Consider the following 23,404-nt stretch of genomic DNA (forward strand, 5'->3'; position numbering starts at 1 on the left):
TTGAAAAACAACCCTCAATAACCGAGCGACAACCCGGTGTTACGCCGTGGGTCGTTTGCGCCGTAGAAGCGGTTCTTGCCCACCGGTTTGCCTTCCAGCGAAGGCGCGCCCACCAGGATCGCCGCCACATGGTTGGCATCCTGCGGCCCGGCAAACTTGTGGCCCCAGCTTTCGAGCATCTTCACCGTGTCTGGACTGGTGGTGAAGGTCTCCAGGTTGGTCTCTTCCGGCAGCCATTGCTGGTGGAAACGCGGTGCATCAACGGCTTCCTGGATGTTCATGCCGTAGTCGATCACGTTGAGCATGGTCAGCAAGGTGGCGGTGATGATGCGACTGCCGCCCGGAGTGCCGACGACCATGACCACTTTGCCGTCCTTGGTGACGATGGTCGGGCTCATGGACGACAGCGGTGCCTTGCCGGGCGCGATGGCGTTGGCTTCGCCTTGCACCAGGCCGTACATATTGGGCACGCCGATTTTCGAGGTGAAATCGTCCATTTCGTCGTTGAGGATGACCCCGGTTTTGCTGGCCATTACACCGGCGCCGAACCAGTCGTTGAGGGTGTAGGTCACCGACACCGCGTTGCCCCATTTATCGACGATGGAGTAATGCGTGGTGTTGCTGCCTTCATGGGGCGCTACGCCGGGTTTGAGTTCGCTCGAGATGGCGGCCTTCTTCGGATCAATCGCGGCACGGATTTTGGTCGCGTAGTTTTTATCCAGCAGGTGGGCGATCGGATTTTTCACGAAGTCCGGGTCGCCGAGGTAGCTGTTGCGGTCCACATAGGCATGGCGCATCGCTTCGATCTGGTAATGCATACCCTGGGCCGAGTGGTAGCCCAGGTCTTTCATCGGGTAGCCTTCGAGAATGTTCATGATCTCGCAGATCACCACACCACCGGAGCTGGGCGGCGGTGCCGACACTACGTGATAACCCCGGTAGTCACACTCGATCGGCGCCAGTTCGCGGGTCTTGTATTTGTCGAGGTCGGCCTGGGTGATGATGCCCTTGTTGGCCTGGCTGGAGGTGACGATGGCGTCGGCCACCCAGCCTTTGTAGAAACCGTCTTCACCCTTCTCAGAAATTTCCCGCAGGGTTTTGGCCAGATCCTTCTGCACCAGTTTTTGCCCGACCTGCATCGGCTCGCCATTACTCAGGAAGATCGAGCCGGAATCCTTGATGTCCTTCTTGAACACGTCGGTGGCGTATTCCAGCAATTCGACATCGCCCTGCTCCAGCACAAAACCGTCTTCGGCGAGCTTGATTGCCGGGGCGATCACTTCCTTACGGGGCTTGGTCCCGTATTTCTTCAGTGCCAGTTCCATACCGGACACGGTACCGGGCACACCAACGGCCAGGTGGCCACGGGTGCTCAGGTCCGGTACGACGTTGCCCTCTTTGTCGAGGTACATATCTGCTGTCGCGGCCAGCGGCGCTTTTTCGCGGAAATCGAGGAAGGTCTTGCGCCCGTCCGCCAGTTGAACGGTCATGAATCCACCGCCCCCCAGGTTACCCGCAGCGGGATAAACCACCGCCAGCGCATAACCCACGGCAACAGCGGCATCGACGGCGTTGCCACCGTTCTTGAGCACATCGACGCCCACATGGGAGGCCAGATGCTGGGCCGTGACGACCATGCCGTTTTCGGCCGCGACCGGGGCCACGGAGGCAGCGTAAGCACTGAGGCAGCTGAGCGCCAATGAGGTCGCAATCAGCGATTTGGCAAAAGGTTCGAACTTCATGAGTCGGTCTCTTTTTGTTTTTAGGCTGTGTTTAAAAACGGAGAAAACGCTTCAAAGCAGACGCAAGTATGGCCGGGATTGCGTTTTGCGCCTCCTCGCCGAGGCAGTATGCTTGGCCACTGTTCAGCCCTTCTGCGGAGTTCGCCGGCATGACTCACACCTTCACCACCCTGGCGTCTCCGGTCGGCGAGTTGAAGCTGGTTGCGAAAGATTCAAGACTGGCTGCCATCCTCTGGGAAAACGACAAACCGAACCGCGTAAGGCTCGGGCCGATGAGCGAAGCCCCGGACAATCCGATCCTCATACGCGCCGTTCAACAGTTGCAGGAATACTTTGCCGGCACGCGTAATCGCTTCGAGCTCGAATTGGATTTTACCGGGACGGACTTTCAGAAAAAGGTGTGGCAGGCACTGCTGAGCATTCCGTTTGGGGAGACGCGCAGTTACAGCCAGATCGCCGAGCAGATTGGCAACCCGAGTGCGGTGCGGGCGGTGGGCGCGGCGAATGGCAAGAACCCGATTTCGATTGTTGCGCCGTGCCATCGGGTGATTGGGGCGTCGGGGAAGTTAACGGGGTTCGCGGGTGGGCTTGAGGCGAAGGAACGGTTGTTGACGCTGGAGGGTTGCGAGTGGTCCGGGGCTAGCCGGACGGGCGAGCTGTTTTAAGCTGACTGCCCCCCGATCTCTGTGGCGAGGGAGCTTGCTCCCGCTCCAGTGCGCAGCGCTGGCAAAAATGTGCGATGAAGCCAATATTTTGGGGCCGCTTCGCAGCCCAGCGCGAGCAAGCTCGCTCGCCACAGGGTTCCAGGGGGGTGCAGGGTGCAGGGTTCAGATCTCAGGCCGCGGCGAAGATGTTTTTCATCGCCGCATATTGCAGCAGCATGACGGTCTTCGCATCGCAGATCTCACCGCGATAAAACGCATCGAGCGCCTCGTCGAAGCTCCACTCCAGCACTTCCAGTTCTTCAGTCTCTTCTTCCAGCCCACCGCCCTCGCTGACTTTCGACGCCGCGTCATATTCTGCGATGAAGAAGTGCAGTTTTTCGGTGACCGAGCCTGGGCTCATGTAGGCCTCGAACACCTTTTGCACGTGGTGAACGCGATAACCGGTCTCCTCTTCGGCTTCAGCGCGGATGCGTTCTTCAGGATCAGCGCCCTCAAGCAATCCGGCCGCGACCTCGATCAGCAAACCATCATGGCCGTTGACGAACACCGGCAGCCGAAACTGACGCGTCAGCACGACAGTTCTTTTCTCGCGATTGAACAACAGAATGGCCGCGCCATTGCCACGGTCGTACACCTCGCGCGTCTGACGCTGCCAGTCGCCGTTGTTACGCTGATAGTCGAAGGTGATTTTCTTCAGCAGATACCAGTCGTGGGACAACACCTGGGTTTCGATGATGTTGACCCGTTCGGCTGTGTTCGCCATCACAACGCATCCTTTTTTCGTCAGAGATCGCCATGGTAGGCGAAAACGGAAAAGCCCGGCATCTCTGCCGGGCTTCTTTTTACGGCTGGCTGGCGACTTCAGGCGCCGCGAGCCCTTCCCCGTGGGACGAGAGCCGCGTGCCGTTGATCAACGGTCCATAACGACGGCTGAACTCCCAGTTGTAGGGCACTCGGTCTTTGTTTACACCATTGTCCCAGTTCACCGACCAAGTCATCAGGCCCTTGATCGAAAGCCCCTTGGCGTCGAGACGCTTGAAGGCATTCACCACTGCCACCGGGTCGACCACATAACCGGTGGCAGCCGCGTCGACGTTGGCGGGCAGGCCGATCACGAACTTGTCCGCAGGGATCCTGGTGAACCCGCGAGTGCCGCTCACCAGGCTTTCGGTCAGGTAAAACAGGAAGTCCTCTTTCATTGCGTCGTTGTTCTGGGCAATCCACGCGCCATTGCCGTTATTGGCTTCCGGCACCCAGATTCCGTCGCCGCCCTGGTTGTAATACTGCGGGGCGATGAAGTCGTAATAGCCTTCCAGGGCCTGGAGGTAGCCGACGTACTTGCCGGCAGTGGTCAGGTACGGGAACTCCGGCGCCATGCTGATGATGAAGTGTTTGCCTTCACCAGCGTAATGGTTTTTGACCAGTTTCAGCGCGGCAGGCAGGACGGTCTTGTTGTCGGCGAAATCAATCGCACTCTGTTCAAGATCGATGTCCAGTCCATCGAAGCCGTAGGTTTCCACCAGACGGATGATTTCGTTGGCCAGCGGCTGTTCGTTGCCTTTGTGCAGCTCGATGTGCGCATCGGCGCCCCCGAGGGAAATCAGCACCGCCCGGCCCTGGCTGTTCAGCACGCCGACCTGGCGACGGAACTCGGCGTCGGACAGGTTGTACGGCTTGAAGGTCGGGATGCCGTTGCCCTTCATGAAGGCCACGGCCACCACGTTGTAATCCTTGGGCACATCCTGCAGCGCGATGTTGCCGAACTGGCCGCGCTGGTAACCGTCGCTCGGGCCGGCAGGCCAGTTGTGCCAGAAGCCCATGAGGATCTTTTTGCCGGCAATGCTTGGCATCAACGAAGCGGCGTCGGCGAGTGGCGATTTCAGTAGCGTAAAGTCGAAAGTAGACATGTTCTATTCCTTGAACGTGTGGGGTTTGAACACCGCAGGCTTACTTGAAGTCCACGTCGAACGCTTGGTAGAAGGCATTGCCGGTGTTGGCCACGATCCACATCAGCACGATGACGTGATGGCCTTTTTTGTTGCCCGGCAATTTCACTTCGTGGTTGACCTTGGCCTTCATTTCGGCGGAATGGCTGTAGTACGGGACCTGGGTATAGAAGTCGTCGAAGAACGATTTCGGCTCCAGTTGCGCACGGTTGATGCGCTGTTTGGGGTTCCAGCCATCCTTGGTGATGAACCAGCTGTAGCCACGGGTGACATGGGGCGCGGTGTATTCCCAGGTGACCTTGAAGGTCTGGCCCGGATCGACGTTCAACAAAGGCCAGGTGAATGGGCGGCCGAGCTTGAGGCTCATTTCCTCGTTGGTGAAGTTGATGCAGTCACGGGCATCCGTCTTGCCACCACTGAGGATGTAGCCATCGGCGGGAGGCGTGACACTGTCGCTGTCGGTTTGATACGGCGCCGCAAACGGCCCCGCCGCCAGCGACGGGAAGTTCTTGCCGCCTTCCATTTCATTGAGTTGCCAGTTACCCAGCAACCCCAGCTCTACGGCGACCGCACCGCGGCTGGAGGGGGATGTGACACGACCGTGTCGAAGTTGAGGTTGAGTCTGTGGTTGGTTCATTTTTTTCACTCCGTTGATTTGAGACCTCTCCTTCCTGAGGAGAGGCCTCCAACCTAACGGAGCTGTTTTTTTTGTCCATCTGCCCATTTGTGCCCCGAATGAACCTGCCTTCGCGGATCACTCGCAAATACTGGATATAAAACCAGTATTCTGATTCAAGTCCTACGTCCTGTGTAGCAAAAGGATTACAACGCAAGGCAGCAATCGGGGCCATCGCGCCCTCTAAGGAAGCTGCGCCTTATATTCCTTTTGGTATTGGTCGGCCAGGGCCTCTTTCTGCTTGTCGTCGAGCAGCTTGCCGGCCATCTGGAAGAACTTCTGCTCTTCCTCCTTCAAGTGGTGATGGACCTTGTCGGACAGCTTCTTGGCGATCGCCAGCCAGGCCGGGCTGGACATGTCCGTCTCATCCAGTTCTTCCATCATTTCGTCCATCTCATGGTGTTCGGAGATGGCGTGGCGACTGAGATCGACACCGTTGTCGAACTCCATCAGCGGGATGTAGAAATGGCGCTCTTCGGCGGTTTCGTGGGCCTGGAGTTCGGCCTTGAGCTGTTTGTAAGCCTCGACCCGCTCCGGGGTGTCGCCGCTGGTCTTGATGAGCGCTTTGGCATAGGTGCGCTGGCGGTCGTGACTTTCACGCAGGGCTTCAAAAATATTCACGGGTGATCCTCATTGGCCGCGTTCTGGAAGGACGCTATTCAAGCTAGACATCCGGGCGCGAGCGAGGGTTCCACTCAAGGGGCTGGAACAACCGCCGGGGCACAGGTTAGGCTTGCGGGCGTTGTTCCCTCATGGCCATAAGGATTGAGCTGATGAAACTGCGAATCGAAGAGTCACAAAACCCCACCGAAGACGAGGAACAGGCGATCTTGCTGCCTTTGCGCCTCTATAACGCCTCAAAAGCCGGCGCCTCGAAGCCGGAGCCTATTGCCTGGCTGGTCCGCGACGAACACGACGAGATTCTCGGCGGTCTGTATGGCCGGTTTTTTTATCAGTGGTTGCACCTTGAGTTGTTGTCGGTGCCGGAGCAAGCCCGGGGACAGGACATAGGCACGAAGTTGATGCAAATGGCCGAAGACCTGGCGCGGAAGAAGGAATGCGCGGGGATCTGGCTCGACACCTTCGATTTCCAGGCGCCGGAGTTCTACAAGAAACTGGGCTATAGCGAGTTTGGGCAGATTGTCGACTACCCGCCGGGGCATAAGCGTTTCTTTTTCCAGAAGCGCCTGATCAACGACGTATAACCTGCTCATATGATCCACACCCTCCACCTGTGGGAGCTAGCCTGCTAGCGATAACGTTGGGTCAGTCGACATCTCTGTTGAATGATTAACCGCTATCGCCAGCAGGCTAGCTCCCACAGGTGGACGGTGTGGGTCAACGCCTCAGATCAGAGGCAGGTTGCCAGCGCCGCCAGGCGGCGCTTGGCCACAAAGTCATCTTGCTGCGCGTAGTAACTCAGCACGGTGCCTGACGCATCGGTGGTCACGTCGACAAAGGACTCCGCAGAACGCGTGTAAACAGTGGACCCACCCTTCTCGCCCGGCTGCAAATACGCGCCGGCATCGACACCGAACACCGCCTCGTCCTGCCAGGAAAACTGCACGCACTGGGCGACTACTTTTTCCGGTTTGTCCGAGTTCAGGGTTTTGTAAGGGGCTTTGGTGCGGGCATCGTTCATCACCGAGCCGGCGCATCCCGCCAGCAACGTCACGGCCAGCGCCACCATCAGAATTCGCATTGTGTTCGCTCATCAAGAAAAAGCGGACTGTATCACCGTGGCACGGCGTATCGTTCTGCTTTACTTCATTTAAACCGCGACACCGCGTGACGATTCGCGCACCCTGTCGCGCCATTAACGTCGCATCGCCCGTTTTTTCCGGGCTCATTTTTCTGGAAAGGTCATGACACCCAACGCCGAGTATTACAAACCGACCGCCGAATACGCTGACAAGCTGATCAGCCAGATCGGCCAGACGCCGTCCTGGATCGCCAAGCGCATTGGCGTCACCGACAAACGAATCCGGTACATCCTCGACGGCGAACGCACCGTCAAAGGCGAAACCACGCCGATCCAGATGACCTACCCCGAGCAGTTTGCCCTCGAGTGCCTGGCCGCTGCGGCCAAAGCCAGCAAGAAGCAATCTTCGTAACCCCAGCCTCAAGGAGCGACCATGGCGGCAACCGAACAGCAACACGAGCAGGCGCTGAAGAAGTTTCTCGATGAGCGCCCCGAACTGCGCCACGAACTCGACAACCTCAATCCGCTGTTGGCTCAGGCCAAGGGCGAGACCGCGGCGCAATACCGTGACGAGCGCTTGCATGAGGCCTTCGAAGCCGAGGCCGAGCGTCTGGGTCTGTTTGCCTGGGAGCTGACATTGCAATTGACCGCCGCGACGGCCGAGGACTATCAGGCCCAACGCATGGAAGTGCACAAGGAAGTGGCAGAGATGGCCGGTATGGACTGGCTGGAGTATTGCGAGTTATATGGATTGAGCAAGTGACCCTGACGGTCGCTGCCTGAGGACGACTACCGCCGATGCTGCCATCCCTCTCGACTTCTCGCGCCAGTCCGGGCCATCTTCAAATCCAGAAATGGCGCGGACGCATCGGCATGGTGCTGGTGGCCGCGCTCTCGGTGCTCGCCGGCATGACCGACGCCATCGGTTTCATGGCCAGCGGCGACTTTGTCTCCTTCATGAGCGGCAACACCACCCGCCTCGCCGTTGCGATCAGTGACGGTGATTTCGGACTGACCCTGCGTCTGTTGATCCTCGTCACCACGTTTATCGTCGGCAACGCCTTGGGCATTGTCGTCAGCCGCCTCGGTGGCCGCCGGGCGCTGCCCTTGCTGCTGTGCATCGCGATGCTGCTCTGCGGCGCCGCGGCCTGGCCTTATGACGAACAATTGCCGGCGCTGCTGGCGGCAATCATCGCCATGGGCATGCTCAACGCGGCAGTGGAAGAAGTGAACGGCCTGCCGGTCGGCCTCACTTACGTCACCGGCGCCTTGTCGCGCTTCGGGCGCGGGCTGGGGCGCTGGATGCTTGGTGAGCGGCGTAATGGCTGGCGCGTTCAGTTGATTCCCTGGACCGGAATGTTTGCCGGTGCCGTGCTGGGCGCGGCGCTGGAACATCACCTTGGGCTCAAGGCGTTGTTTGTCAGTGGGTTGCTGGCGGGCGCGATTGGATTGCTGTCGCTGAAGATTCCGCGGCGGTGGCAGTTGGGCTATATGCCTCGTTAAGTCTTGTATTGACTGTTGGGGCCCCATCGCGGGCAAGCCCGCTCCCACAGGTTATCTGGTGACGCACAGATCCCTGTGGGAGCGGCCTTGCCCGCGATGGGGCCGGCACAGATAACATCGATTTAGCCGCCCCGCCGATAAAGCTTTATCATGACCGCAGTTCTGCTGATCGAGTCCGTCATGAAGTTCGCCATCGCGCTGTTTTCCGCCGCCCATGCGCCCTCCTCGCGCCGTGCCTTGCTGTTTGCCCAGGCAGCGCTGGCCGGCGGGCATGAGATTGTCCGGTTGTTTTTCTATCAGGACGGCGTCTACAACGCTTCCAGCAGCGTGGTCACGCCCCAGGATGAGCAGGACCTGCCCAAGCAATGGCGCGCCTTCGTCTCCGAGCATCAACTGGATGGCGTCGTATGCATCGCCGCCGCCCTGCGCCGTGGTGTGTTGAACGAAGAAGAAGCAGGACGCTATCAGCGTGACGCCGTTGCCGTGGGCGCGCCGTGGGAATTGTCCGGCCTCGGCCAGTTGCATGACGCGGTGCAAGACGCTGACCGCCTGATCTGTTTCGGAGGCGCGTGAGATGGCTAAATCCTTGTTGATTATCAGCCGTCAGGCCCCGTGGTCCGGGCCGAGCGCTCGGGAAGCGCTGGACATCGTGCTGGCCGGCGGCGCGTTCGACCTGCCGATCGGCCTGCTGTTTCTCGATGACGGGGTGTTCCAGCTCGCCGCGAAACAGGACGCCAAAGCTCTGCAACAGAAAGACCTGAGCGCCAACCTGCAAGCGTTGCCGATGTTCGGTGTGGAAGACCTGTTTGTCTGTGGCGACAGCGCTGCCGAACGGGGCCTGGACCTCGACGGTCGGTCGCTTGAAGAAGCCCGGGTGGTGACCGCCCAGGAAATCACAGCGCTTATTGACCGTTACGACCAGGTGATTACCCTCTGATGTCGACTTTGCATGTGTTGTCTCACTCCCCATTCGGCGATGACCGCCTGACCAGTTGCCTGCGCGTGATCGGCACGAACGATGCGCTGTTGCTGACCGGTGACGCGGTGTATGCGTTGCAGCCAGGCACCGCGCCGTTCAACGCGCTGAACGCTCGCCCGTTGAATCTGTTCGTACTGGCCGAAGACGCCCAGGCTCGTGCGCTGGCGATTCCTGACGCGGCCAGGGCCATTGATTACCCCGCCTTTGTCGAGCTGTCGATTCACTACGACAAGGTGAACAGTTGGCTATGAATTCCATGACGGTCGGCGCACGCGCCATCGAGCTGGACAAGGACGGTTTCCTGGTCGAACTGAGTGACTGGTCGAACGAGGTGGCCACCGCCCTCGCCGCCGCCGAAGACATCGAGTTGAGCCCCGAGCACTGGGAAATCCTCGAATTGCTGCGCAGCTTCTACGCCGAATTTCAGCTGTCCCCGGCCACCCGTCCGCTGATCAAATACACCGCGTTGAAGCTTGGCCCGGAAAAAGGCAACAGCCTGCACCTCAACCGACTGTTCAAAGGCACCCCTGCCAAACTCGCCGCGAAACTGGCGGGCCTGCCCAAACCGACGAATTGCTTATGACCGATTACCCAGCGCTGACCCTCCAAACGCCCGCCGAACACCCGTTCGCCCAGTTCGTGCGGATCCTCGGCAAGGGCAAGCGTGGCGCCCGAGACCTGACCCGGGCCGAAGCGCGAGAAGCCATGGGCATGGTGCTCGACGACAAGGTCGAGGACACCCAACTCGGCGCGTTTCTGATGCTGTTGCGGCACAAGGAAGAAAGCGCCGAGGAAATGGCCGGCTTCACCGAAGCCCTGCGTGAACGTTTGAACCCGCCAGCCCTGGCGGTGGACCTGGATTGGCCGACGTATGCCGGCAAGAAGCGTCACCTGCCGTGGTACCTGCTGGCGGCCAAATGCCTGGCGCAGAACGGTGTGCGCATCTTCATGCATGGCGGCGGCGCGCACACGGCCGGCCGGCTGTATAGCGAGCAATTGCTGGACGGCATGAACATACCGTTGTGCCGCGATTGGCAACAGGTCGGCTCGGCGCTGGATAACGGTGGCCTGGCGTTCATGCCGCTGGTGGATTGGGCACCGCAGCTGCAGCGCATGATCGACCTGCGCAACACCTTGGGTCTGCGCTCGCCGATTCACTCCCTCACCCGCATCCTCAACCCGCTGGGCGCTCGCTGCGGCCTGCAAAGCATTTTCCATCCCGGCTATCAGGCGGTGCATCGCGATGCCAGCGGCTTGCTCGGCGACACCGCGATTGTGGTCAAGGGCGACGGTGGTGAAATCGAGATCAACCCAGACGCCGACAGTCACCTGTACGGTACCACCGGCGGCGAAAGCTGGGACGAGGAATGGCCGCAGCTATCGAGCCAACGCCATGTCAAACCCGCCGCGCTCGATCCTGAACATTTGAAAGCTGTCTGGCGCGGTGACGTAGTCGACAGCTACCCGCAAATGGCCTTGATCTCGACCATGGCCCTCGCGCTGCGTGGCCTCGGTCAGACCCGCGAACAGGCCTTCGAAACGGCTCAGCAGTATTGGGACGCACGGGACAGATCGATTTAACCGATCATAACCCTCGAACCTTTGCGCTATTTTATCGAACCTATGCGAATAGACTCCTCTCCAACGCTTATCGGTTGAGGAGTCTTGAACATGGGTTTGTTAGTTGAAGGTCGCTGGCACGACCAGTGGTACGAAAGCAGCAAGGACGGTGCGTTCCAGCGCGAACAGGCGCAACGTCGCAACTGGCTGACCGCCGACGGCAAGCCCGGCCCGACAGGCGTCGGTGGGTTTGCAGCCGAGGCTGGCCGCTATCACCTTTATGTGTCCCTCGCCTGCCCATGGGCGCATCGCACGCTGATCCTGCGCAAACTCAAAGGCCTTGAAAGCCTGATCGACGTCTCGGTGGTCAGCTGGTTGATGCTGGAAAACGGCTGGACCTTCGACCAGAACCTGGGCTCGACCGGCGACAAGCTCGATCATTTCGATTTCATGCACCAGCGCTACACCGCCGATACCGCCGATTACACCGGTCGTGTCACCGTTCCGGTGCTCTGGGACAAACAGCAAAACCGCATCGTCAACAATGAATCGGCGGAGATCATCCGCATGTTCAACGGCGCCTTCGATGACCTGACCGGCAATGACCTGGATTTCTACCCGGCGCCACTGCGCGGCGAGATCGATGCGTTGAATGAGCGAATTTATCCGGCAGTGAACAACGGCGTTTATCGCGCCGGGTTTGCCACGTCACAGCAAGCTTATGAAGAAGCGTTTGATGATGTGTTTGCCGAACTGGATCGATTGGAGCAGTTGCTGGGCGCCAATCGCTACCTGGCCGGCGAGTACCTGACCGAAGCGGATATTCGGCTGTTCACCACGTTGATTCGCTTTGATGCGGTGTATCACGGCCACTTCAAGTGCAACCTGCGGCGGATTGCCGATTATCCGAATCTGTCGAACTGGCTGCGGGAGATTTATCAGTGGCCGGGGATTGCCGAGACGGTGGATTTTCAGCACATCAAGCATCACTACTACGGCAGTCACAAGACCATCAACCCGACGGGCGTTGTGCCGAAAGGACCGGTGCAGGATTTCACAGCAACCCATGATCGGGCGCGGTTGAACGGGAAAGGGGTTTGGCGCAGGGCCTGAGGTTTGTGCCGTTTTTGAGGCCCCCAATCGCTAGCAGGCTAGCTCCCACACTGGATTTGTGTGGTTCTCAAATCCCCTGTGGGAGCTAGCCTGCTAGCGATGGGAACGACTCGGTCTGATTAGACCTGCGCCTGAGCCCCTTCAAACCACGCCAGTTTCTCGCGCAATTGCACCACTTCCCCAACGATCACCAGCGTCGGCGCATGCACTTCATGCTCCGCCACCAGTCGAGGAAGATCAGCCAGCGTGCCGGTAAACACCCGCTGATTGACCGTGGTGCCCTGCTGGATCAACGCCGCCGGGGTATCGGCCCCGCGACCGTGCTTGATCAACTGCTCGCAGATGATCGGCAAGCCCACCAGCCCCATGTAAAACACCAGGGTTTGTGCCGGCGCGACCAGATCGGCCCACGGCAAATCGGTGGAGCCGTCCTTCAAGTGGCCGGTGACAAATCGCACCGACTGCGCGTAATCGCGATGAGTCAGCGGAATCCCGGCATACGCCGCGCACCCGCTGGCGGCGGTGATACCCGGCACGACCTGGAACGGGATGCCATGGGCCGCCAGTTCTTCGATCTCTTCACCGCCGCGACCGAAGATGAACGGATCACCGCCCTTCAATCGCACAACCCGTTTGCCTTGCTTGGCCAGGTCCACCAATTGCTGATTGATCTGGTCCTGCGGCACGGCGTGATCGGCGCGACGCTTGCCGACGTAGACCCGCTCGGCATCGCGACGGCACAAATCGAGAATCGCCGGGGCGACCAGGCGGTCGTAGAGCACCACATCGGCTTGCTGCATCAGGCGCAAGGCACGGAAGGTCAGCAAGTCGGGATCACCGGGGCCCGCGCCCACCAAATACACTTCACCGGTGGCGACCGGCGCTTCGCCATTGATCTTTGCCAGCATCAAGCGTTCGGCTTCAGCGCCCTGCCCGGCCAGTTGCCGGTCGGCAATCGGGCCCTGGAACACATCTTCCCAGAATGCCCGACGCTGCTGCACATCCGGGAACAGGCGTTTGACCTGGCTGCGAAAACGCGCCGCCAGACCGGCCAGTTGACCGTAGGTGGAAGGAATCCAGGTTTCCAGTTTGGCGCGGATCAGCCGCGCCAGCACCGGCGCGTCGCCGCCGCTGGACACCGCAATAATCAACGGAGAACGATCGACGATCGCCGGGAAGATCACGCTGCACAAGGCGGGCGCATCCACCACATTGACCGGCACGCAACGCCGATGGGCGTCGGCGGAGACTTGCGCGTTCAGCGGTTCGTCGTCGGTGGCGGCAATGATCAGCCCGCAACCGTCCATGTCCGCTTCGACGTAACCCCGTACCAGGCACTCACCACCGCTGCCGACAACCAGTTCGCGCAGTTGCGGTTCGATTTCAGGTGCGACCACCCGCAGCAGCGCACCGGCTTCGGCCAGCAGGCGGGATTTGCGCAACGCAATCTCCCCCCCACCAACGACCAACACACGACTGCCGCGAAGGTTATGAAACAGCGGCAGATAGTCCATTTAGCCGATGACCTCGAGGCCACCCATGTACGGTTTCAGCACTTCAGGCACACGGATCGAGCCGTCGGCCTGCTGGTAGTTTTCCAGCACTGCCACCAGGGTACGACCGACCGCAAGACCCGAACCGTTCAGGGTGTGAACCAGTTCAGGCTTGCCGGTTTCCGGGTTGCGGAAACGCGCTTGCATACGACGGGCCTGGAAGTCGCCGCAGTTGGAGCACGACGAAATCTCGCGGTACTTGTCCTGGCTCGGGATCCACACTTCCAGGTCGTAAGTCTTGACCGCGCTGAAACCCATGTCGCCGGTGCACAGTGCAATCGTGCGATAAGGCAGTTCCAGCAGTTGCAGAACTTTCTCGGCGTTGGCCGTCAGGCCTTCCAGCGCGTCCATCGAGGTCGACGGCTCAACGATCTGGACCATCTCGACTTTGTCGAACTGGTGCTGACGGATCATCCCGCGGGTATCGCGACCCGAAGCACCGGCTTCACTGCGGAAGCACGGGGTGTGGGCGACGAACTTGATCGGCAGCAGTTTCGAATCGACGATTTCGCCAGCGACGATGTTGGTCAGCGACACTTCAGCGGTCGGGATCAGGTACAGATCGGCTTCGCCTTCACGGCTGATCTTGAACAGGTCTTCTTCGAACTTCGGCAGCTGACCGGTGCCTTGCAGCGCTGGAGCCTGGACCAGGTACGGCGTGTAAGCCTCTTCGTAACCGTGTTCGCTGGTGTGCAGGTTGATCATGAACTGCGCCAGGGCGCGGTGCATGCGAGCGATCGGGCCGCGCAACAGGGCGAAACGGGCGCCGGACAGCTTGGCGGCGGTTTCGAAGTCCAGCCAGCCGAACTTCTCGCCCAGGGCCACGTGGTCCTGAACCGGGAAATCGAACGCGGTCGGGTTGCCCCAGCGACGCACTTCAACGTTGCCGTCTTCATCGGCGCCGATCGGCACGGATTCGTGTGGCAGGTTCGGGATGCCGAGCAGGATCGAGTCCAGGTCAGTCTGGATCTGGTCCAGTTCAACCTTGCCGGCACTCAATTCGTTCGCCATGCGCTCGACGTCAGCCATCAACGGCGCGATGTCTTCGCCGCGCTGCTTGGCCTGACCGATGGATTTGGAGCGCGCATTACGTTCAGCCTGCAGTGCTTCGGTGCGGGTCTGGACGGTCTTGCGCTGTTCTTCCAGCGCTTCGATGCGCGCAACATCCAGCGTGTAGCCACGGGATGCCAGGCGGTCCGCTACGTCCTGAAGGTTGCTACGTAACAGTTTGGAATCGAGCATGTCGGTCTCTCGTTATCAAAGTTTGGTCAAGGACAGGCCAGCCCAGGTCGCGAGCAGCCCGCCGAATACGCTGATGGCAGCATAGCCCAGGGCCAGCGGCATTTGCCCGGTTTCGAGCAGGCGCACCGTATCCAGTGAAAAGGATGAAAAAGTCGTCAGCCCCCCGAGGAAGCCGACCATCAACCCGGCGCGCACCTCGATCGGCACCTCCGGGCGTATCAAAAACAGACCGTATAGAACGCCGATCAGCAAACAGCCGACGATATTAACGGCCAGCGTCGCGGTATAGAAGTGCCGCGGCCAATTAGCGTTGACCCAATTACCGGTGGCAAAACGCAACAGAGTCCCGGCGACACCGCCAACGGAGACCGCAATGACTAAAGGAATCACTTATTTTCTCCGCTGCCGGGGACTTAGACGGTCAAGTTGTGCGAGGTGATTGAGCTTTTCGCCGATCTTCAGCTCCAGGCCACGGGGCACGGGCTGATAGAACGGTTGCGGCTCGAGCTCTTCCGGGAAATAGTCTTCGCCGGCGGCGTAAGCATCCGGCTCATCGTGGGCGTAACGGTATTCATCGCCGTAACCCAATTGCTTCATCAGCTTGGTCGGTGCGTTGCGCAAGTGCAGCGGCACTTCCAGCGAACCGTGTTCGGTGGCGCTGCGCATGGCAGCCTTGAACCCCATGTACACCGCGTTGCTTTTCGGCGCGCAAGCCAGATAGGTGATGGCCTGGGCCACCGCCAATTCACCTTCGGGACTGCCGAGGCGCTCCTGCACTTCCCACGCCGCCAGGCACAGGCTCAGGGCACGCGGGTCGGCGTTACCGATGTCTTCGCTGGCCATGCGCACCACGCGCCGGGCCAGGTACAGCGGATCGCAACCACCGTCGATCATCCGCGCGAACCAGTACAACGCGCCGTCGGGATTGGAGCCGCGCACCGATTTATGCAGTGCGGAAATCTGGTCGTAGAACGCTTCGCCGCCCTTGTCGAAACGCCGACGGGTATCACCGAGCAGACTTTGCAGCAGATCGACACCGATCTCGCTGTTGTCTTCCGCCAGGTCCGAGGCGTTTTCCAACAGATTCAGCAGACGCCGGCCATCGCCATCCGCGGCGGACAAGAGCATCTCGAAGCCTTCATCGCTGAGGGTCAACTGCCGCTTGCCCAGGCCACGCTCTTCGGTCAGCGCCCGGTGCACCAGTTTGCGCAGGGCCGCTTCGTCGAGGCTCTTGAGCACGTAAACGCGTGCCCGGGAGAGCAACGCGTTGTTGAGTTCGAACGAAGGGTTTTCCGTAGTCGCGCCGATGAAAATCAGCGTGCCGTCTTCGACGTATGGCAGGAACGCATCCTGCTGAGACTTGTTGAAGCGATGCACTTCATCGACGAACAGGATGGTCCGCTTGCCGTACTGCCCGGCTTGCTGCTTGGCGATTTCCACCGCCTGACGGATTTCCTTCACGCCAGCCAGTACCGCCGAGACCGTTTCGAAGTGCGCATCCGAGACTTCCGCCAGCAACCGCGCCAGGGTGGTCTTGCCCACGCCCGGCGGGCCCCAGAAAATCATCGAGTGCAGGGCACCCTGCTCCAGGGCTTCGCGCAAAGGCTTGCCGCGAGCGAGCAGGTGTTCCTGACCGACGTACTCGTCCAGATTGGCAGCGCGCAAACGGGCGGCCAAGGGCTGAGCTATCGGGGCACTGCGAAACAGGTCCATCACGTATTGTTAAAACCTCACTTATTGCGCAGTACTCATGCCTGGCGAAAATCCTGTGGCAAGAGCGGCTAACTGTGGCGAGGGGGCTTGCCCCGTTGGGTCGCGAAGCGGCCCCAAAATCAGCATCGCGGTCTATCAGTTACACCGCATGCAATATTTTACGACTGCTTCGCAGCCGAACGGGGGCAAGCCCCCTCGCCACACAAGCCCGTTCCCACGGGTTTTAGTCTTACTCTTGGATCACGTCGGCACCCTTGGGGATGTCGAACTTGAACTTGGACGCCGGGATCGGCTCGTTGGCCTTCACGCCGGTGAACAGGATGTTGGTGCGCTGACCGACGCTGTCGATCAGTTGCATGTCATTGACCAAGCCATTGCGGAACGACAGACGCAGGCTGTCGAACAGGGTGTCCTTGGTTTTCGGCTTCAAGGTGAAGTCGATCACGCCGCCAGCTTCCTTGGCGCTGATGTCGAAGCTCTGGCTGATCTTGGACACGTCGCCGGACAGCAGCAGCGCCGGGGTCTGGGTCAGGCGCTGGTCAAGGGTCTTGATGGTGACCTGCTCCAGGTCCGGGTCCCACAGGGACACCTTCTTGCCATCGGAAACCATCAATTGCTCTTGCGGTGCGTCGGTATGCCAGTAGAACAGGCCAGGACGCTGCAGGGACATTTGCCCGGCCGTTTCCTGCAACTGAGTACCGCTGCCATCCAGCGTCAGCTGAGAGAAACGCGCAGTCAGCGTCTTGGATGTTTCCAGCAATTGGGTCAGACGCGCCACGTCCTTGTCATCGGCGTGGGCCGAGAGCGTGGTCAAAGCCAGTACCGGCAGCAACAGCATGCGGATAAGACGCATGGGAGTCCTCATAACATTCGTGGGAGTTCGGGCGGCGCCTGTCGCGACGCCCTTTCAAATCAAATCAGTCGCGTACCGGGCCAGGCGCCAGGACTTCACGCGAACCGTTGGTATTCATGGACGTCACGACCCCGGCCATTTCCATGGCTTCGATCATGCGTGCGGCGCGGTTGTAACCGATTTTCAGCTTGCGCTGGACCGCAGAGATGGACGCACGACGGCTTTCCAGTACGAACTGCACCGCTTCGTCGTAGAGCGCATCGGATTCGCTGTCTTCGTCGCCACCGCCACTGCCGCCGTCGAAACCGCTACCGGCCTCTTCTACACCGGCCAGGATCTCGTCGTTGTATTCCGGTGCACCGCGCAGTTTCCAGGCTTCAACCACCCGGTGAACCTCGTCATCGGACACGAACGCACCGTGGACACGGATCGGCAGGCTGGTGCCCGGCGGCATGTAGAGCATGTCACCGTGGCCCAGCAGTTGTTCGGCACCGCCCTGGTCGATGATGGTCCGGGAGTCGATCTTGCTCGACACCTGGAACGCCATGCGCGTCGGAATGTTGGCCTTGATCAGACCGGTGATCACGTCAACCGACGGACGCTGGGTCGCGAGGATCAAGTGGATACCGGCCGCACGGGCCTTCTGCGCGATACGGGCGATCAGTTCTTCAACCTTCTTGCCGACGATCATCATCATGTCGGCGAATTCGTCGACGACCACGACGATAGTCGGCAGCTTGGTCAGCAGCGGCGCTTCGTCGTGAATGCTTTCGCGCTTGTACAAAGGGTCGGTCAGCGGCGTGCCGGCGTCTTGGGCTTCCTTGACCTTGGCGTTGAAGCCCGACAGGTTTCGAACGCCCATCTTCGCCATCAATTTGTAGCGACGCTCCATTTCCGCCACGCTCCAGCGCAAGGCGTTGGCCGCGTCCTTCATGTCGGTCACGACCGGGCACAGCAAGTGCGGAATGCCTTCGTAGATCGACAGCTCGAGCATTTTCGGGTCGATCATGATCAGCTTGGCGTCTTCCGGGCCGGACTTGAACAGGATCGACAGGATCATCGCGTTCACGCCCACCGACTTACCGGAGCCGGTCGTACCGGCCACCAGCAAGTGCGGCATTTTCGCCAGGTCGGTGATGACCGGCTTGCCGCCGATGTCGTGGCCCAGGGCCAAAGTAACCGGCGACTTGAAGTTGTCGTACTCGGGGGTCGACAGCACTTCGGAGAAGCGCACGATCTGGCGGTCTTCGTTGGGAATCTCGATACCGACGGTGGTCTTGCCCGGAATCACTTCCACCACGCGCACGCTGGTAACGGCCAGGGAACGTGCCAGGTCTTTCGCCAGGTTGGAGATGCGGCTGACCTTGACGCCGGCCGCAGGCTGGATTTCGTAACGGGTAATCACCGGGCCCGGGTGGATCGAATCCACCGAGACTTCGACGCCGAATTCCTTGAGCTTGATTTCCAGCAAGTGGCCAACCGCAGCCAGGGATTCAGGCGAGTAATTGAGTTGTTTCTTTTCTGCCGGGTCGAGAATCGAGATCGGCGGCAAGGTGCCTTCGACGGCACTGTCGACGAACAACGGCGCCTGTTTCTCTTTTTCCACGCGTTTGCTGGGCGCCGATGGCTTCGGCGGCGCAGGGGCAATCACCGGCGGCACCTGCTTCTCGCGGTCCGACATGTGTTTGCTCAGGGCCTGCTCACGTTCGATCAGGCGTTCCTTGACCTTGGCTTGCTCGCGTTTGTCGGTGACGGTCGGCGCGACCACGTCATGCACGCGGTCGTCGACTTCACGCAGCTGCGCCACCAGTTGTTTGCGCTCGACACGGGCGCTCCACCAGCGATTGGCCGCGCCCTGGAACAGTTCGAACAGGTCGAGGGTGATCTTGCCGGTAACGTCCATCACCTTGAACCACGACAGGTCGGTGAACACCGTCAGGCCGAACAGGAACAGCGCGATGAACAACAGCGTGCTGCCCTGGATGTTCAGCGCGTTCCTGGCCAGGTCGCCAAGGCTTTCGCCCAACGCACCGCCAGCACCGGCCGGCAGACCGGTCGCCGCATGGAAATGGATATGCGCGAGGGCCGCGCCCGACAGCACCAGAAACACCAGGCCGATCAGGCGCCAGGAGAACAGCCAGCCGCTCCACTGCCACTGTTCGTGGCGCTGACGGAAGATCTGATAGGCCTTGATCGCCAGCAACAGCGGGAAGATGTAGGCGAAGTAACCCAGCACCATGAACAGGATATCGGCGCTGTAGGAGCCGACCGGCCCGCCGAAGTTCTGTACGTCGTCGATCTTGCTGTTATGGCTCCAGCCCGGATCGTCCTTGCCATAGGTCAACAAGGCCATCATCAGGAACAGGCACAGGCCGCCGATGGCGATCAATGCACCTTCCTTGAGCCGGTAGTGCAAGTGCTGGCGCCAGAGTGGAACGACGACTGTTTTGGGTGCTGCGGTGGATTTCTTCAAAACGCTTCTTTTCCTGCGCCCTGGGCGCGTCCATCTGTTGAATGACTATAAAAAACTGCCCAATCCAGGCAGGTAAAAAAGTTAACACGCGCAACTGGGACTACTTTTAACATTGCGCCCCGGTTTTTTTAAACACGGTACGCACAGCTTATTTTGTTTCAACCACTGTTACAGACGGCATTGTACGGGTTTGTTCGCCCGATGCCATGCTTGAAGCCCTTCGGTGTAGCATAGCCAAAAGCACGTTACGCGCGTTTCAATTTGAGCATGCATTCTCTTTTGTGACAAAGGCTTATGAGGTGTTTTTATGAGCGAACCGAAGCATTCCCGCCTGATCATTCTGGGTTCCGGCCCTGCCGGATACAGCGCAGCCGTTTATGCCGCCCGCGCCAACCTCAAACCCGTTGTCATTACCGGCATACAGGCAGGTGGCCAGCTGACCACGACCGTCGAAGTCGATAACTGGCCCGGCGACGTTGAAGGCCTCACCGGCCCGGTGCTGATGGAACGCATGCAAAAACACGCCGAGCGCTTTGCCACCGAGATCGTTTACGACCACATCCATACCGCCAAGTTGCAACAACGCCCGTTCGAGCTGATCGGTGATGGCGACACTTACACCTGCGACGCCCTGATTATCGCGACCGGCGCTTCCGCGCAGTACCTGGGGTTGCCTTCGGAAGAAGCCTTTGCCGGCCGAGGGGTTTCGGCCTGCGCCACGTGCGACGGATTTTTTTATCGCAATCAAGTGGTCGCGGTGGTCGGCGGCGGCAACACCGCGGTTGAAGAAGCGCTGTACTTGTCGAACATCGCCAAGGAAGTCCACCTGATTCACCGGCGCGACAAGTTGCGCTCGGAGAAGATGCTCCAGGACAAACTCTTCGAAAAGGCCGCCAACGGAAATATCCGCCTGCACTGGAACCAGAATCTCGATGAAGTGATGGGTGATGCCAGTGGCGTGACCGGCGCCCGCCTGCGCGACAGCCACACGGGCGAAACCCGTGAATTGGCGCTGGCCGGCGTGTTCATCGCCATCGGCCACAAGCCCAACACCGACCTGTTCGAAGGCCAGCTGAAAATGCGTGACGGCTATCTGCTGGTCAGGGGCGGCAGCGAAGGCGATGCCACGGCCACCGAGATCCCGGGGGTGTTCGCCGCCGGCGACGTGGCCGATCACGTCTACCGCCAGGCCGTAACCTCCGCCGGGGCTGGCTGCATGGCCGCGCTGGACGCCGAGAAATACCTCGACGACATTCCCACCGTTTGACGGCACACTTACGGCGGGCCCTCCAGCCCGCCACCGCCCTCCCCTTCTGCAAGCCCGGATGCCATGCTGACTTGGTTACAACGCAACACCCTGACGTTTCCGCCGTTGGAAAAAGCCATGCGCGACCCCAACGGTTTGTTGGCCGCGGGCGGCGATCTATCCGCCGATCGTCTGATTCAGGCTTATCGCCACGGCTGCTTTCCATGGTTCTCTGAGGGACAGCCGATTCTGTGGTGGTCGCCGGATCCACGCACCGTATTATTTCCCGACGAACTGCATGTTTCGCGAAGCCTGAATAAATTGCTGCGCCAGCAACGCTATCAAGTGACTTTCGATCAGGATTTTGCCTCCGTCATCAGCGCCTGCGCCGCCCCTCGCGATTACGCCGACGGCACCTGGATCACTGACGCGATGCAGACGGCTTACCTCGAACTGCATCGACGTGGCTACGCGCATTCCGTGGAGGTTTGGGATGATGGCGTGCTGGTCGGCGGGCTCTATGGTCTGGCGATGGGTCAGCTGTTTTTCGGCGAGTCCATGTTCAGCCGCGCCGACAATGCCTCGAAATATGGCTTTGCCACGCTGGTGCGACACCTGAAAGACTCAGGCTTTGTGCTGATCGACTGCCAGATGCCGACCGACCATCTGCACAGCCTCGGCGCCCGAGCGATTCCTCGGCGCAATTTCGCCAACTTTCTCGCGCAACATCTCGATCAACCCAGCAGCGCCACCTGGGTTTGCTGAGCGACTTTTGCCCGTGTGGCTTACACTTAATCCAAAGCTTATTCCCGAGGGTTGATCATGACCGAGTTGGCGCGTTTGAAGTTTTATGCCACTCAGCCCCACTCTTGCAGCTATCTGCCCGAGGAGCAGGCCACGACCCTGTTCCTCGACCCTAGTCAGCCCATGGATGTGCATGTCTACGCAGACCTGTCTGAAATGGGTTTCCGTCGCAGCGGCGATCATCTTTACCGGCCTCATTGCCAGAATTGCAATGCGTGCGTCCCGGCGCGCATCCCTGTGGCGCAATTTACGCCCAACCGTCAGCAGAAACGCATTTTCAAACGTAACACCGACCTGCAAGTGCGCCCGGCCCGGCCGAAGTTCAGCGAAGAGTATTTCGATCTCTATCAGCGTTACATCGAACAGCGTCATGCTGATGGCGACATGTACCCACCGAGTCGCGACCAGTTTTCGACGTTCCTGGTGCGTGACCTGCCGTTCTCGCGATTCTACGAATTTCGACTCGAGGGCCGGCTACTGGCAGTAGCCGTTACCGACTTGCTGCCGAACGGTCTGTCGGCGGTCTACACCTTCTACGAGCCCGATGAAGAACGTCGCAGCCTGGGTCGCTACGCGATCCTCTGGCAAATCGCCGAGGCCAAGCGCCTTGGATTGGAAGCGGTCTACCTCGGCTACTGGATCAAAAACTGCAAAAAGATGAGCTACAAGACGCAATATCGCCCCATCGAACTGCTGATTAATCAGCGCTGGGTCATCCTGAACTAGAACCCCTTGGCTTAAACCCCATTTTTCGGGCACAATGCACGCCGCTTTTGCCTGGCGCAGTTGCACCGGGCCATTCATTGGACACCGAGGGCTTTACTGCATGTCGAAAGAAGACAGCTTCGAAATGGAAGGCACTGTCGTCGACACCCTGCCCAACACCATGTTTCGTGTGGAGTTGGAAAATGGGCACGTCGTAACCGCGCATATCTCCGGCAAGATGCGCAAGAACTACATTCGTATTCTTACCGGTGACAAAGTGCGCGTCGAGCTGACGCCCTATGACTTGAGCAAAGGGCGCATCACTTACCGCGCTCGCTAATCAAGTCAATACAAAACGCCCGGTTTATGCCGGGCGTTTTTGTTTGTCTGCGATTTGGTGGGTTTTTGGGTTTTGGGTGTATATCCGTTGCTGCGGTAACGGCTGAATATGGTTTCGCTCTTACAGCGAGTCCCTTTTTCAAACGCCGGAGTGCCGGCCCAGCAAAAAGGAACAAAAAGGCTTTGCCCCGGCGTACGGCACTTCGCTAAAGCTCAGTGTTCCCTCACTACGGTCTCCATCAGGGGACATCGCCTACGGTCTGCTTCGCTACGACCTCCTCTCGATGTGTTCGGCTTCGCCGAACGGCGATACGCGCCTAATCCCCTGATGAACACCTACGCTCGGCCTGCCGAAGGGGCAAAAGGTCAAAAACAAGATCAACGGCGTTTTTCAAGGGCCAAAGCCAAAGCAACCTGACACCTGTAGGAGCGAGCCTCCTCGCGATGGCGACGTGTCAGACAAAGCAATGTCGATTGAAGGCTCACTCCCAAAAAAACAGATCGGCATACGGCTTTTGCTTTTCACCACTCATCAGGCCGAGCGTTAGCTCGCCTTCAGCTTTTGATCTTGATCCACCCGCCCCTTCGGG

At 59.7% G+C, this 23,404-nt stretch carries 26 protein-coding genes and 1 pseudogene; 15 read left to right on the plus strand and 12 right to left on the minus strand.

From position 1 onward, the window contains the following. Positions 1 to 14: 14 nt before the first annotated feature. Positions 15 to 1,742, minus strand: a complete 1,728-nt coding sequence (gene ggt, locus ACA075_RS19340; protein ID WP_497294693.1) for a gamma-glutamyltransferase — start codon at positions 1,740 to 1,742, stop codon at positions 15 to 17. Between the two features lie 149 nt (positions 1,743 to 1,891). Between ggt and ACA075_RS19345 the strand changes: the two genes are divergently transcribed. Then, entirely contained in the window at positions 1,892 to 2,407 is a 516-nt protein-coding gene (locus ACA075_RS19345) for a methylated-DNA--[protein]-cysteine S-methyltransferase (RefSeq protein WP_497294695.1), read from the plus strand. Positions 2,408 to 2,576: 169 nt separating this feature from the next. On the opposite strand, the gene ACA075_RS19350 is transcribed toward ACA075_RS19345, so the two are convergent. The 4 genes and pseudogenes from ACA075_RS19350 to ACA075_RS19365 all read right to left on the minus strand — a co-directional run bounded on the left by ACA075_RS19350 (position 2,577) and on the right by ACA075_RS19365 (position 5,650). Continuing rightward, positions 2,577 to 3,170, minus strand: a complete 594-nt coding sequence (locus ACA075_RS19350) for an NUDIX domain-containing protein (RefSeq protein ID WP_497294697.1) — start codon at positions 3,168 to 3,170, stop codon at positions 2,577 to 2,579. A gap of 142 nt (positions 3,171 to 3,312) precedes the next feature. Then, positions 3,313 to 4,314: pseudogene (locus tag ACA075_RS19355) on the minus strand (chitinase); the annotation flags it as partial. 40 nt (positions 4,315 to 4,354) lie between these two features. Then, positions 4,355 to 4,990: a lytic polysaccharide monooxygenase auxiliary activity family 9 protein gene (locus ACA075_RS19360; RefSeq protein WP_497294699.1), complete on the minus strand. Its 636-nt coding sequence runs from the start codon at positions 4,988 to 4,990 to the stop codon at positions 4,355 to 4,357. Between the two features lie 222 nt (positions 4,991 to 5,212). After that, complete coding sequence (locus ACA075_RS19365) at positions 5,213 to 5,650, minus strand: hemerythrin domain-containing protein (protein WP_497294701.1); 438 nt, start codon at positions 5,648 to 5,650, stop codon at positions 5,213 to 5,215. A 152-nt stretch (positions 5,651 to 5,802) separates the two neighbouring features. On the opposite strand from ACA075_RS19365, the gene ACA075_RS19370 reads away from it, so the two are divergent. Then, positions 5,803 to 6,234 (plus strand): GNAT family N-acetyltransferase, encoded by a 432-nt coding sequence (locus ACA075_RS19370; RefSeq protein ID WP_094468018.1) that lies wholly within the window; start codon positions 5,803 to 5,805, stop codon positions 6,232 to 6,234. Positions 6,235 to 6,380: 146 nt separating this feature from the next. On the opposite strand, the gene ACA075_RS19375 is transcribed toward ACA075_RS19370, so the two are convergent. After that, positions 6,381 to 6,731, minus strand: coding sequence for a hypothetical protein (locus ACA075_RS19375; RefSeq protein ID WP_497294703.1), 351 nt, complete (start codon positions 6,729 to 6,731; stop codon positions 6,381 to 6,383). 163 nt (positions 6,732 to 6,894) lie between these two features. Here ACA075_RS19375 and ACA075_RS19380 point away from each other — a divergent pair, with 163 nt between their 5' ends. The 9 genes from ACA075_RS19380 to ACA075_RS19420 all read left to right on the plus strand — a co-directional run bounded on the left by ACA075_RS19380 (position 6,895) and on the right by ACA075_RS19420 (position 11,886). Then, entirely contained in the window at positions 6,895 to 7,143 is a 249-nt protein-coding gene (locus tag ACA075_RS19380) for a hypothetical protein (protein WP_008154823.1), read from the plus strand. Between the two features lie 21 nt (positions 7,144 to 7,164). Further along, complete coding sequence (locus ACA075_RS19385) at positions 7,165 to 7,494, plus strand: DUF6388 family protein (RefSeq protein ID WP_094468020.1); 330 nt, start codon at positions 7,165 to 7,167, stop codon at positions 7,492 to 7,494. A 35-nt stretch (positions 7,495 to 7,529) separates the two neighbouring features. Beyond that, positions 7,530 to 8,234: a YoaK family protein gene (locus ACA075_RS19390; RefSeq protein ID WP_497294705.1), complete on the plus strand. Its 705-nt coding sequence runs from the start codon at positions 7,530 to 7,532 to the stop codon at positions 8,232 to 8,234. Between the two features lie 180 nt (positions 8,235 to 8,414). Beyond that, a complete protein-coding gene (tusD, locus tag ACA075_RS19395) occupies positions 8,415 to 8,807 on the plus strand; it encodes a sulfurtransferase complex subunit TusD (RefSeq protein ID WP_497299298.1) in 393 nt (130 codons plus the stop codon). Between the two features lies 1 nt (position 8,808). Beyond that, positions 8,809 to 9,171 (plus strand): sulfurtransferase complex subunit TusC, encoded by a 363-nt coding sequence (gene tusC, locus ACA075_RS19400; protein WP_497294707.1) that lies wholly within the window; start codon positions 8,809 to 8,811, stop codon positions 9,169 to 9,171. Then, a complete protein-coding gene (tusB, locus tag ACA075_RS19405; protein WP_094468024.1) occupies positions 9,171 to 9,464 on the plus strand; it encodes a sulfurtransferase complex subunit TusB in 294 nt (97 codons plus the stop codon). Before tusC ends, tusB begins: the two co-directional genes overlap by 1 nt. After that, the gene (locus tag ACA075_RS19410; RefSeq protein ID WP_219097029.1) at positions 9,461 to 9,796 is read left to right on the plus strand and encodes a TusE/DsrC/DsvC family sulfur relay protein; all 336 of its coding nucleotides are present in this window, start codon (positions 9,461 to 9,463) and stop codon (positions 9,794 to 9,796) included. Before tusB ends, ACA075_RS19410 begins: the two co-directional genes overlap by 4 nt. Further along, positions 9,793 to 10,794: a glycosyl transferase family protein gene (locus tag ACA075_RS19415; RefSeq protein ID WP_497294709.1), complete on the plus strand. Its 1,002-nt coding sequence runs from the start codon at positions 9,793 to 9,795 to the stop codon at positions 10,792 to 10,794. The genes ACA075_RS19410 and ACA075_RS19415 overlap by 4 nt, the downstream gene beginning before the upstream one ends. A 90-nt stretch (positions 10,795 to 10,884) precedes the next feature. After that, positions 10,885 to 11,886 (plus strand): glutathione S-transferase family protein, encoded by a 1,002-nt coding sequence (locus ACA075_RS19420; protein WP_497294711.1) that lies wholly within the window; start codon positions 10,885 to 10,887, stop codon positions 11,884 to 11,886. Between the two features lie 119 nt (positions 11,887 to 12,005). On the opposite strand, the gene cysG is transcribed toward ACA075_RS19420, so the two are convergent. From cysG to ACA075_RS19450, 6 genes are all read right to left on the minus strand, one after another. Next, positions 12,006 to 13,400 (minus strand): siroheme synthase CysG, encoded by a 1,395-nt coding sequence (cysG, locus tag ACA075_RS19425; protein ID WP_497294712.1) that lies wholly within the window; start codon positions 13,398 to 13,400, stop codon positions 12,006 to 12,008. Further along, positions 13,401 to 14,681, minus strand: a complete 1,281-nt coding sequence (gene serS, locus ACA075_RS19430; protein WP_497294714.1) for a serine--tRNA ligase — start codon at positions 14,679 to 14,681, stop codon at positions 13,401 to 13,403. A gap of 15 nt (positions 14,682 to 14,696) precedes the next feature. Continuing rightward, complete coding sequence (gene crcB / locus ACA075_RS19435) at positions 14,697 to 15,071, minus strand: fluoride efflux transporter CrcB (RefSeq protein ID WP_461954768.1); 375 nt, start codon at positions 15,069 to 15,071, stop codon at positions 14,697 to 14,699. Further along, positions 15,072 to 16,394, minus strand: a complete 1,323-nt coding sequence (locus ACA075_RS19440) for a replication-associated recombination protein A (protein WP_497294716.1) — start codon at positions 16,392 to 16,394, stop codon at positions 15,072 to 15,074. Positions 16,395 to 16,623: 229 nt separating this feature from the next. Beyond that, the gene (gene lolA / locus ACA075_RS19445) at positions 16,624 to 17,247 is read right to left on the minus strand and encodes an outer membrane lipoprotein periplasmic chaperone LolA (protein WP_497294718.1); all 624 of its coding nucleotides are present in this window, start codon (positions 17,245 to 17,247) and stop codon (positions 16,624 to 16,626) included. Between the two features lie 64 nt (positions 17,248 to 17,311). Next, positions 17,312 to 19,720 carry a DNA translocase FtsK gene (locus tag ACA075_RS19450; RefSeq protein ID WP_219097035.1) on the minus strand — a complete coding sequence of 803 codons (2,409 nt, stop codon included), beginning with the start codon at positions 19,718 to 19,720 and terminating at the stop codon, positions 17,312 to 17,314. A gap of 307 nt (positions 19,721 to 20,027) precedes the next feature. Here ACA075_RS19450 and trxB point away from each other — a divergent pair, with 307 nt between their 5' ends. The 4 genes from trxB to infA all read left to right on the plus strand — a co-directional run bounded on the left by trxB (position 20,028) and on the right by infA (position 22,815). Beyond that, the gene (gene trxB / locus ACA075_RS19455) at positions 20,028 to 20,987 is read left to right on the plus strand and encodes a thioredoxin-disulfide reductase (RefSeq protein WP_497294720.1); all 960 of its coding nucleotides are present in this window, start codon (positions 20,028 to 20,030) and stop codon (positions 20,985 to 20,987) included. A 63-nt stretch (positions 20,988 to 21,050) separates the two neighbouring features. Continuing rightward, positions 21,051 to 21,731 (plus strand): leucyl/phenylalanyl-tRNA--protein transferase, encoded by a 681-nt coding sequence (aat, locus tag ACA075_RS19460; RefSeq protein WP_497294722.1) that lies wholly within the window; start codon positions 21,051 to 21,053, stop codon positions 21,729 to 21,731. A 57-nt stretch (positions 21,732 to 21,788) separates the two neighbouring features. Next, positions 21,789 to 22,496, plus strand: coding sequence for an arginyltransferase (locus ACA075_RS19465; protein ID WP_497294723.1), 708 nt, complete (start codon positions 21,789 to 21,791; stop codon positions 22,494 to 22,496). Positions 22,497 to 22,596: 100 nt separating this feature from the next. Then, positions 22,597 to 22,815 carry a translation initiation factor IF-1 gene (gene infA / locus ACA075_RS19470; RefSeq protein ID WP_002553999.1) on the plus strand — a complete coding sequence of 73 codons (219 nt, stop codon included), beginning with the start codon at positions 22,597 to 22,599 and terminating at the stop codon, positions 22,813 to 22,815. The last annotated feature ends 589 nt before the right edge of the window (positions 22,816 to 23,404 follow it).

This window comes from Pseudomonas sp. LBUM1663, assembly GCF_059695905.1.

Coding starts and splice junctions, on each gene's coding strand:
- ACA075_RS19360 (WP_497294699.1), bottom strand. CDS start 4,990: ATGAACCAACCACAGACTCAACCTCAACTTCGACACGGTCGTGTCACA.
- ACA075_RS19410 (WP_219097029.1), top strand. CDS start 9,461: ATGAATTCCATGACGGTCGGCGCACGCGCCATCGAGCTGGACAAGGAC.
- ACA075_RS19380 (WP_008154823.1), top strand. CDS start 6,895: ATGACACCCAACGCCGAGTATTACAAACCGACCGCCGAATACGCTGAC.
- cysG (WP_497294712.1), bottom strand. CDS start 13,400: ATGGACTATCTGCCGCTGTTTCATAACCTTCGCGGCAGTCGTGTGTTG.
- serS (WP_497294714.1), bottom strand. CDS start 14,681: ATGCTCGATTCCAAACTGTTACGTAGCAACCTTCAGGACGTAGCGGAC.
- infA (WP_002553999.1), top strand. CDS start 22,597: ATGTCGAAAGAAGACAGCTTCGAAATGGAAGGCACTGTCGTCGACACC.
- ggt (WP_497294693.1), bottom strand. CDS start 1,742: ATGAAGTTCGAACCTTTTGCCAAATCGCTGATTGCGACCTCATTGGCG.
- ACA075_RS19385 (WP_094468020.1), top strand. CDS start 7,165: ATGGCGGCAACCGAACAGCAACACGAGCAGGCGCTGAAGAAGTTTCTC.
- lolA (WP_497294718.1), bottom strand. CDS start 17,247: ATGCGTCTTATCCGCATGCTGTTGCTGCCGGTACTGGCTTTGACCACG.
- ACA075_RS19370 (WP_094468018.1), top strand. CDS start 5,803: ATGAAACTGCGAATCGAAGAGTCACAAAACCCCACCGAAGACGAGGAA.
- ACA075_RS19465 (WP_497294723.1), top strand. CDS start 21,789: ATGACCGAGTTGGCGCGTTTGAAGTTTTATGCCACTCAGCCCCACTCT.
- ACA075_RS19415 (WP_497294709.1), top strand. CDS start 9,793: ATGACCGATTACCCAGCGCTGACCCTCCAAACGCCCGCCGAACACCCG.
- trxB (WP_497294720.1), top strand. CDS start 20,028: ATGAGCGAACCGAAGCATTCCCGCCTGATCATTCTGGGTTCCGGCCCT.
- ACA075_RS19350 (WP_497294697.1), bottom strand. CDS start 3,170: ATGGCGAACACAGCCGAACGGGTCAACATCATCGAAACCCAGGTGTTG.
- ACA075_RS19420 (WP_497294711.1), top strand. CDS start 10,885: ATGGGTTTGTTAGTTGAAGGTCGCTGGCACGACCAGTGGTACGAAAGC.
- aat (WP_497294722.1), top strand. CDS start 21,051: ATGCTGACTTGGTTACAACGCAACACCCTGACGTTTCCGCCGTTGGAA.
- tusB (WP_094468024.1), top strand. CDS start 9,171: ATGTCGACTTTGCATGTGTTGTCTCACTCCCCATTCGGCGATGACCGC.
- ACA075_RS19345 (WP_497294695.1), top strand. CDS start 1,892: ATGACTCACACCTTCACCACCCTGGCGTCTCCGGTCGGCGAGTTGAAG.
- tusD (WP_497299298.1), top strand. CDS start 8,415: ATGAAGTTCGCCATCGCGCTGTTTTCCGCCGCCCATGCGCCCTCCTCG.
- tusC (WP_497294707.1), top strand. CDS start 8,809: ATGGCTAAATCCTTGTTGATTATCAGCCGTCAGGCCCCGTGGTCCGGG.
- ACA075_RS19440 (WP_497294716.1), bottom strand. CDS start 16,394: ATGGACCTGTTTCGCAGTGCCCCGATAGCTCAGCCCTTGGCCGCCCGT.
- ACA075_RS19390 (WP_497294705.1), top strand. CDS start 7,530: ATGCTGCCATCCCTCTCGACTTCTCGCGCCAGTCCGGGCCATCTTCAA.
- ACA075_RS19375 (WP_497294703.1), bottom strand. CDS start 6,731: ATGCGAATTCTGATGGTGGCGCTGGCCGTGACGTTGCTGGCGGGATGC.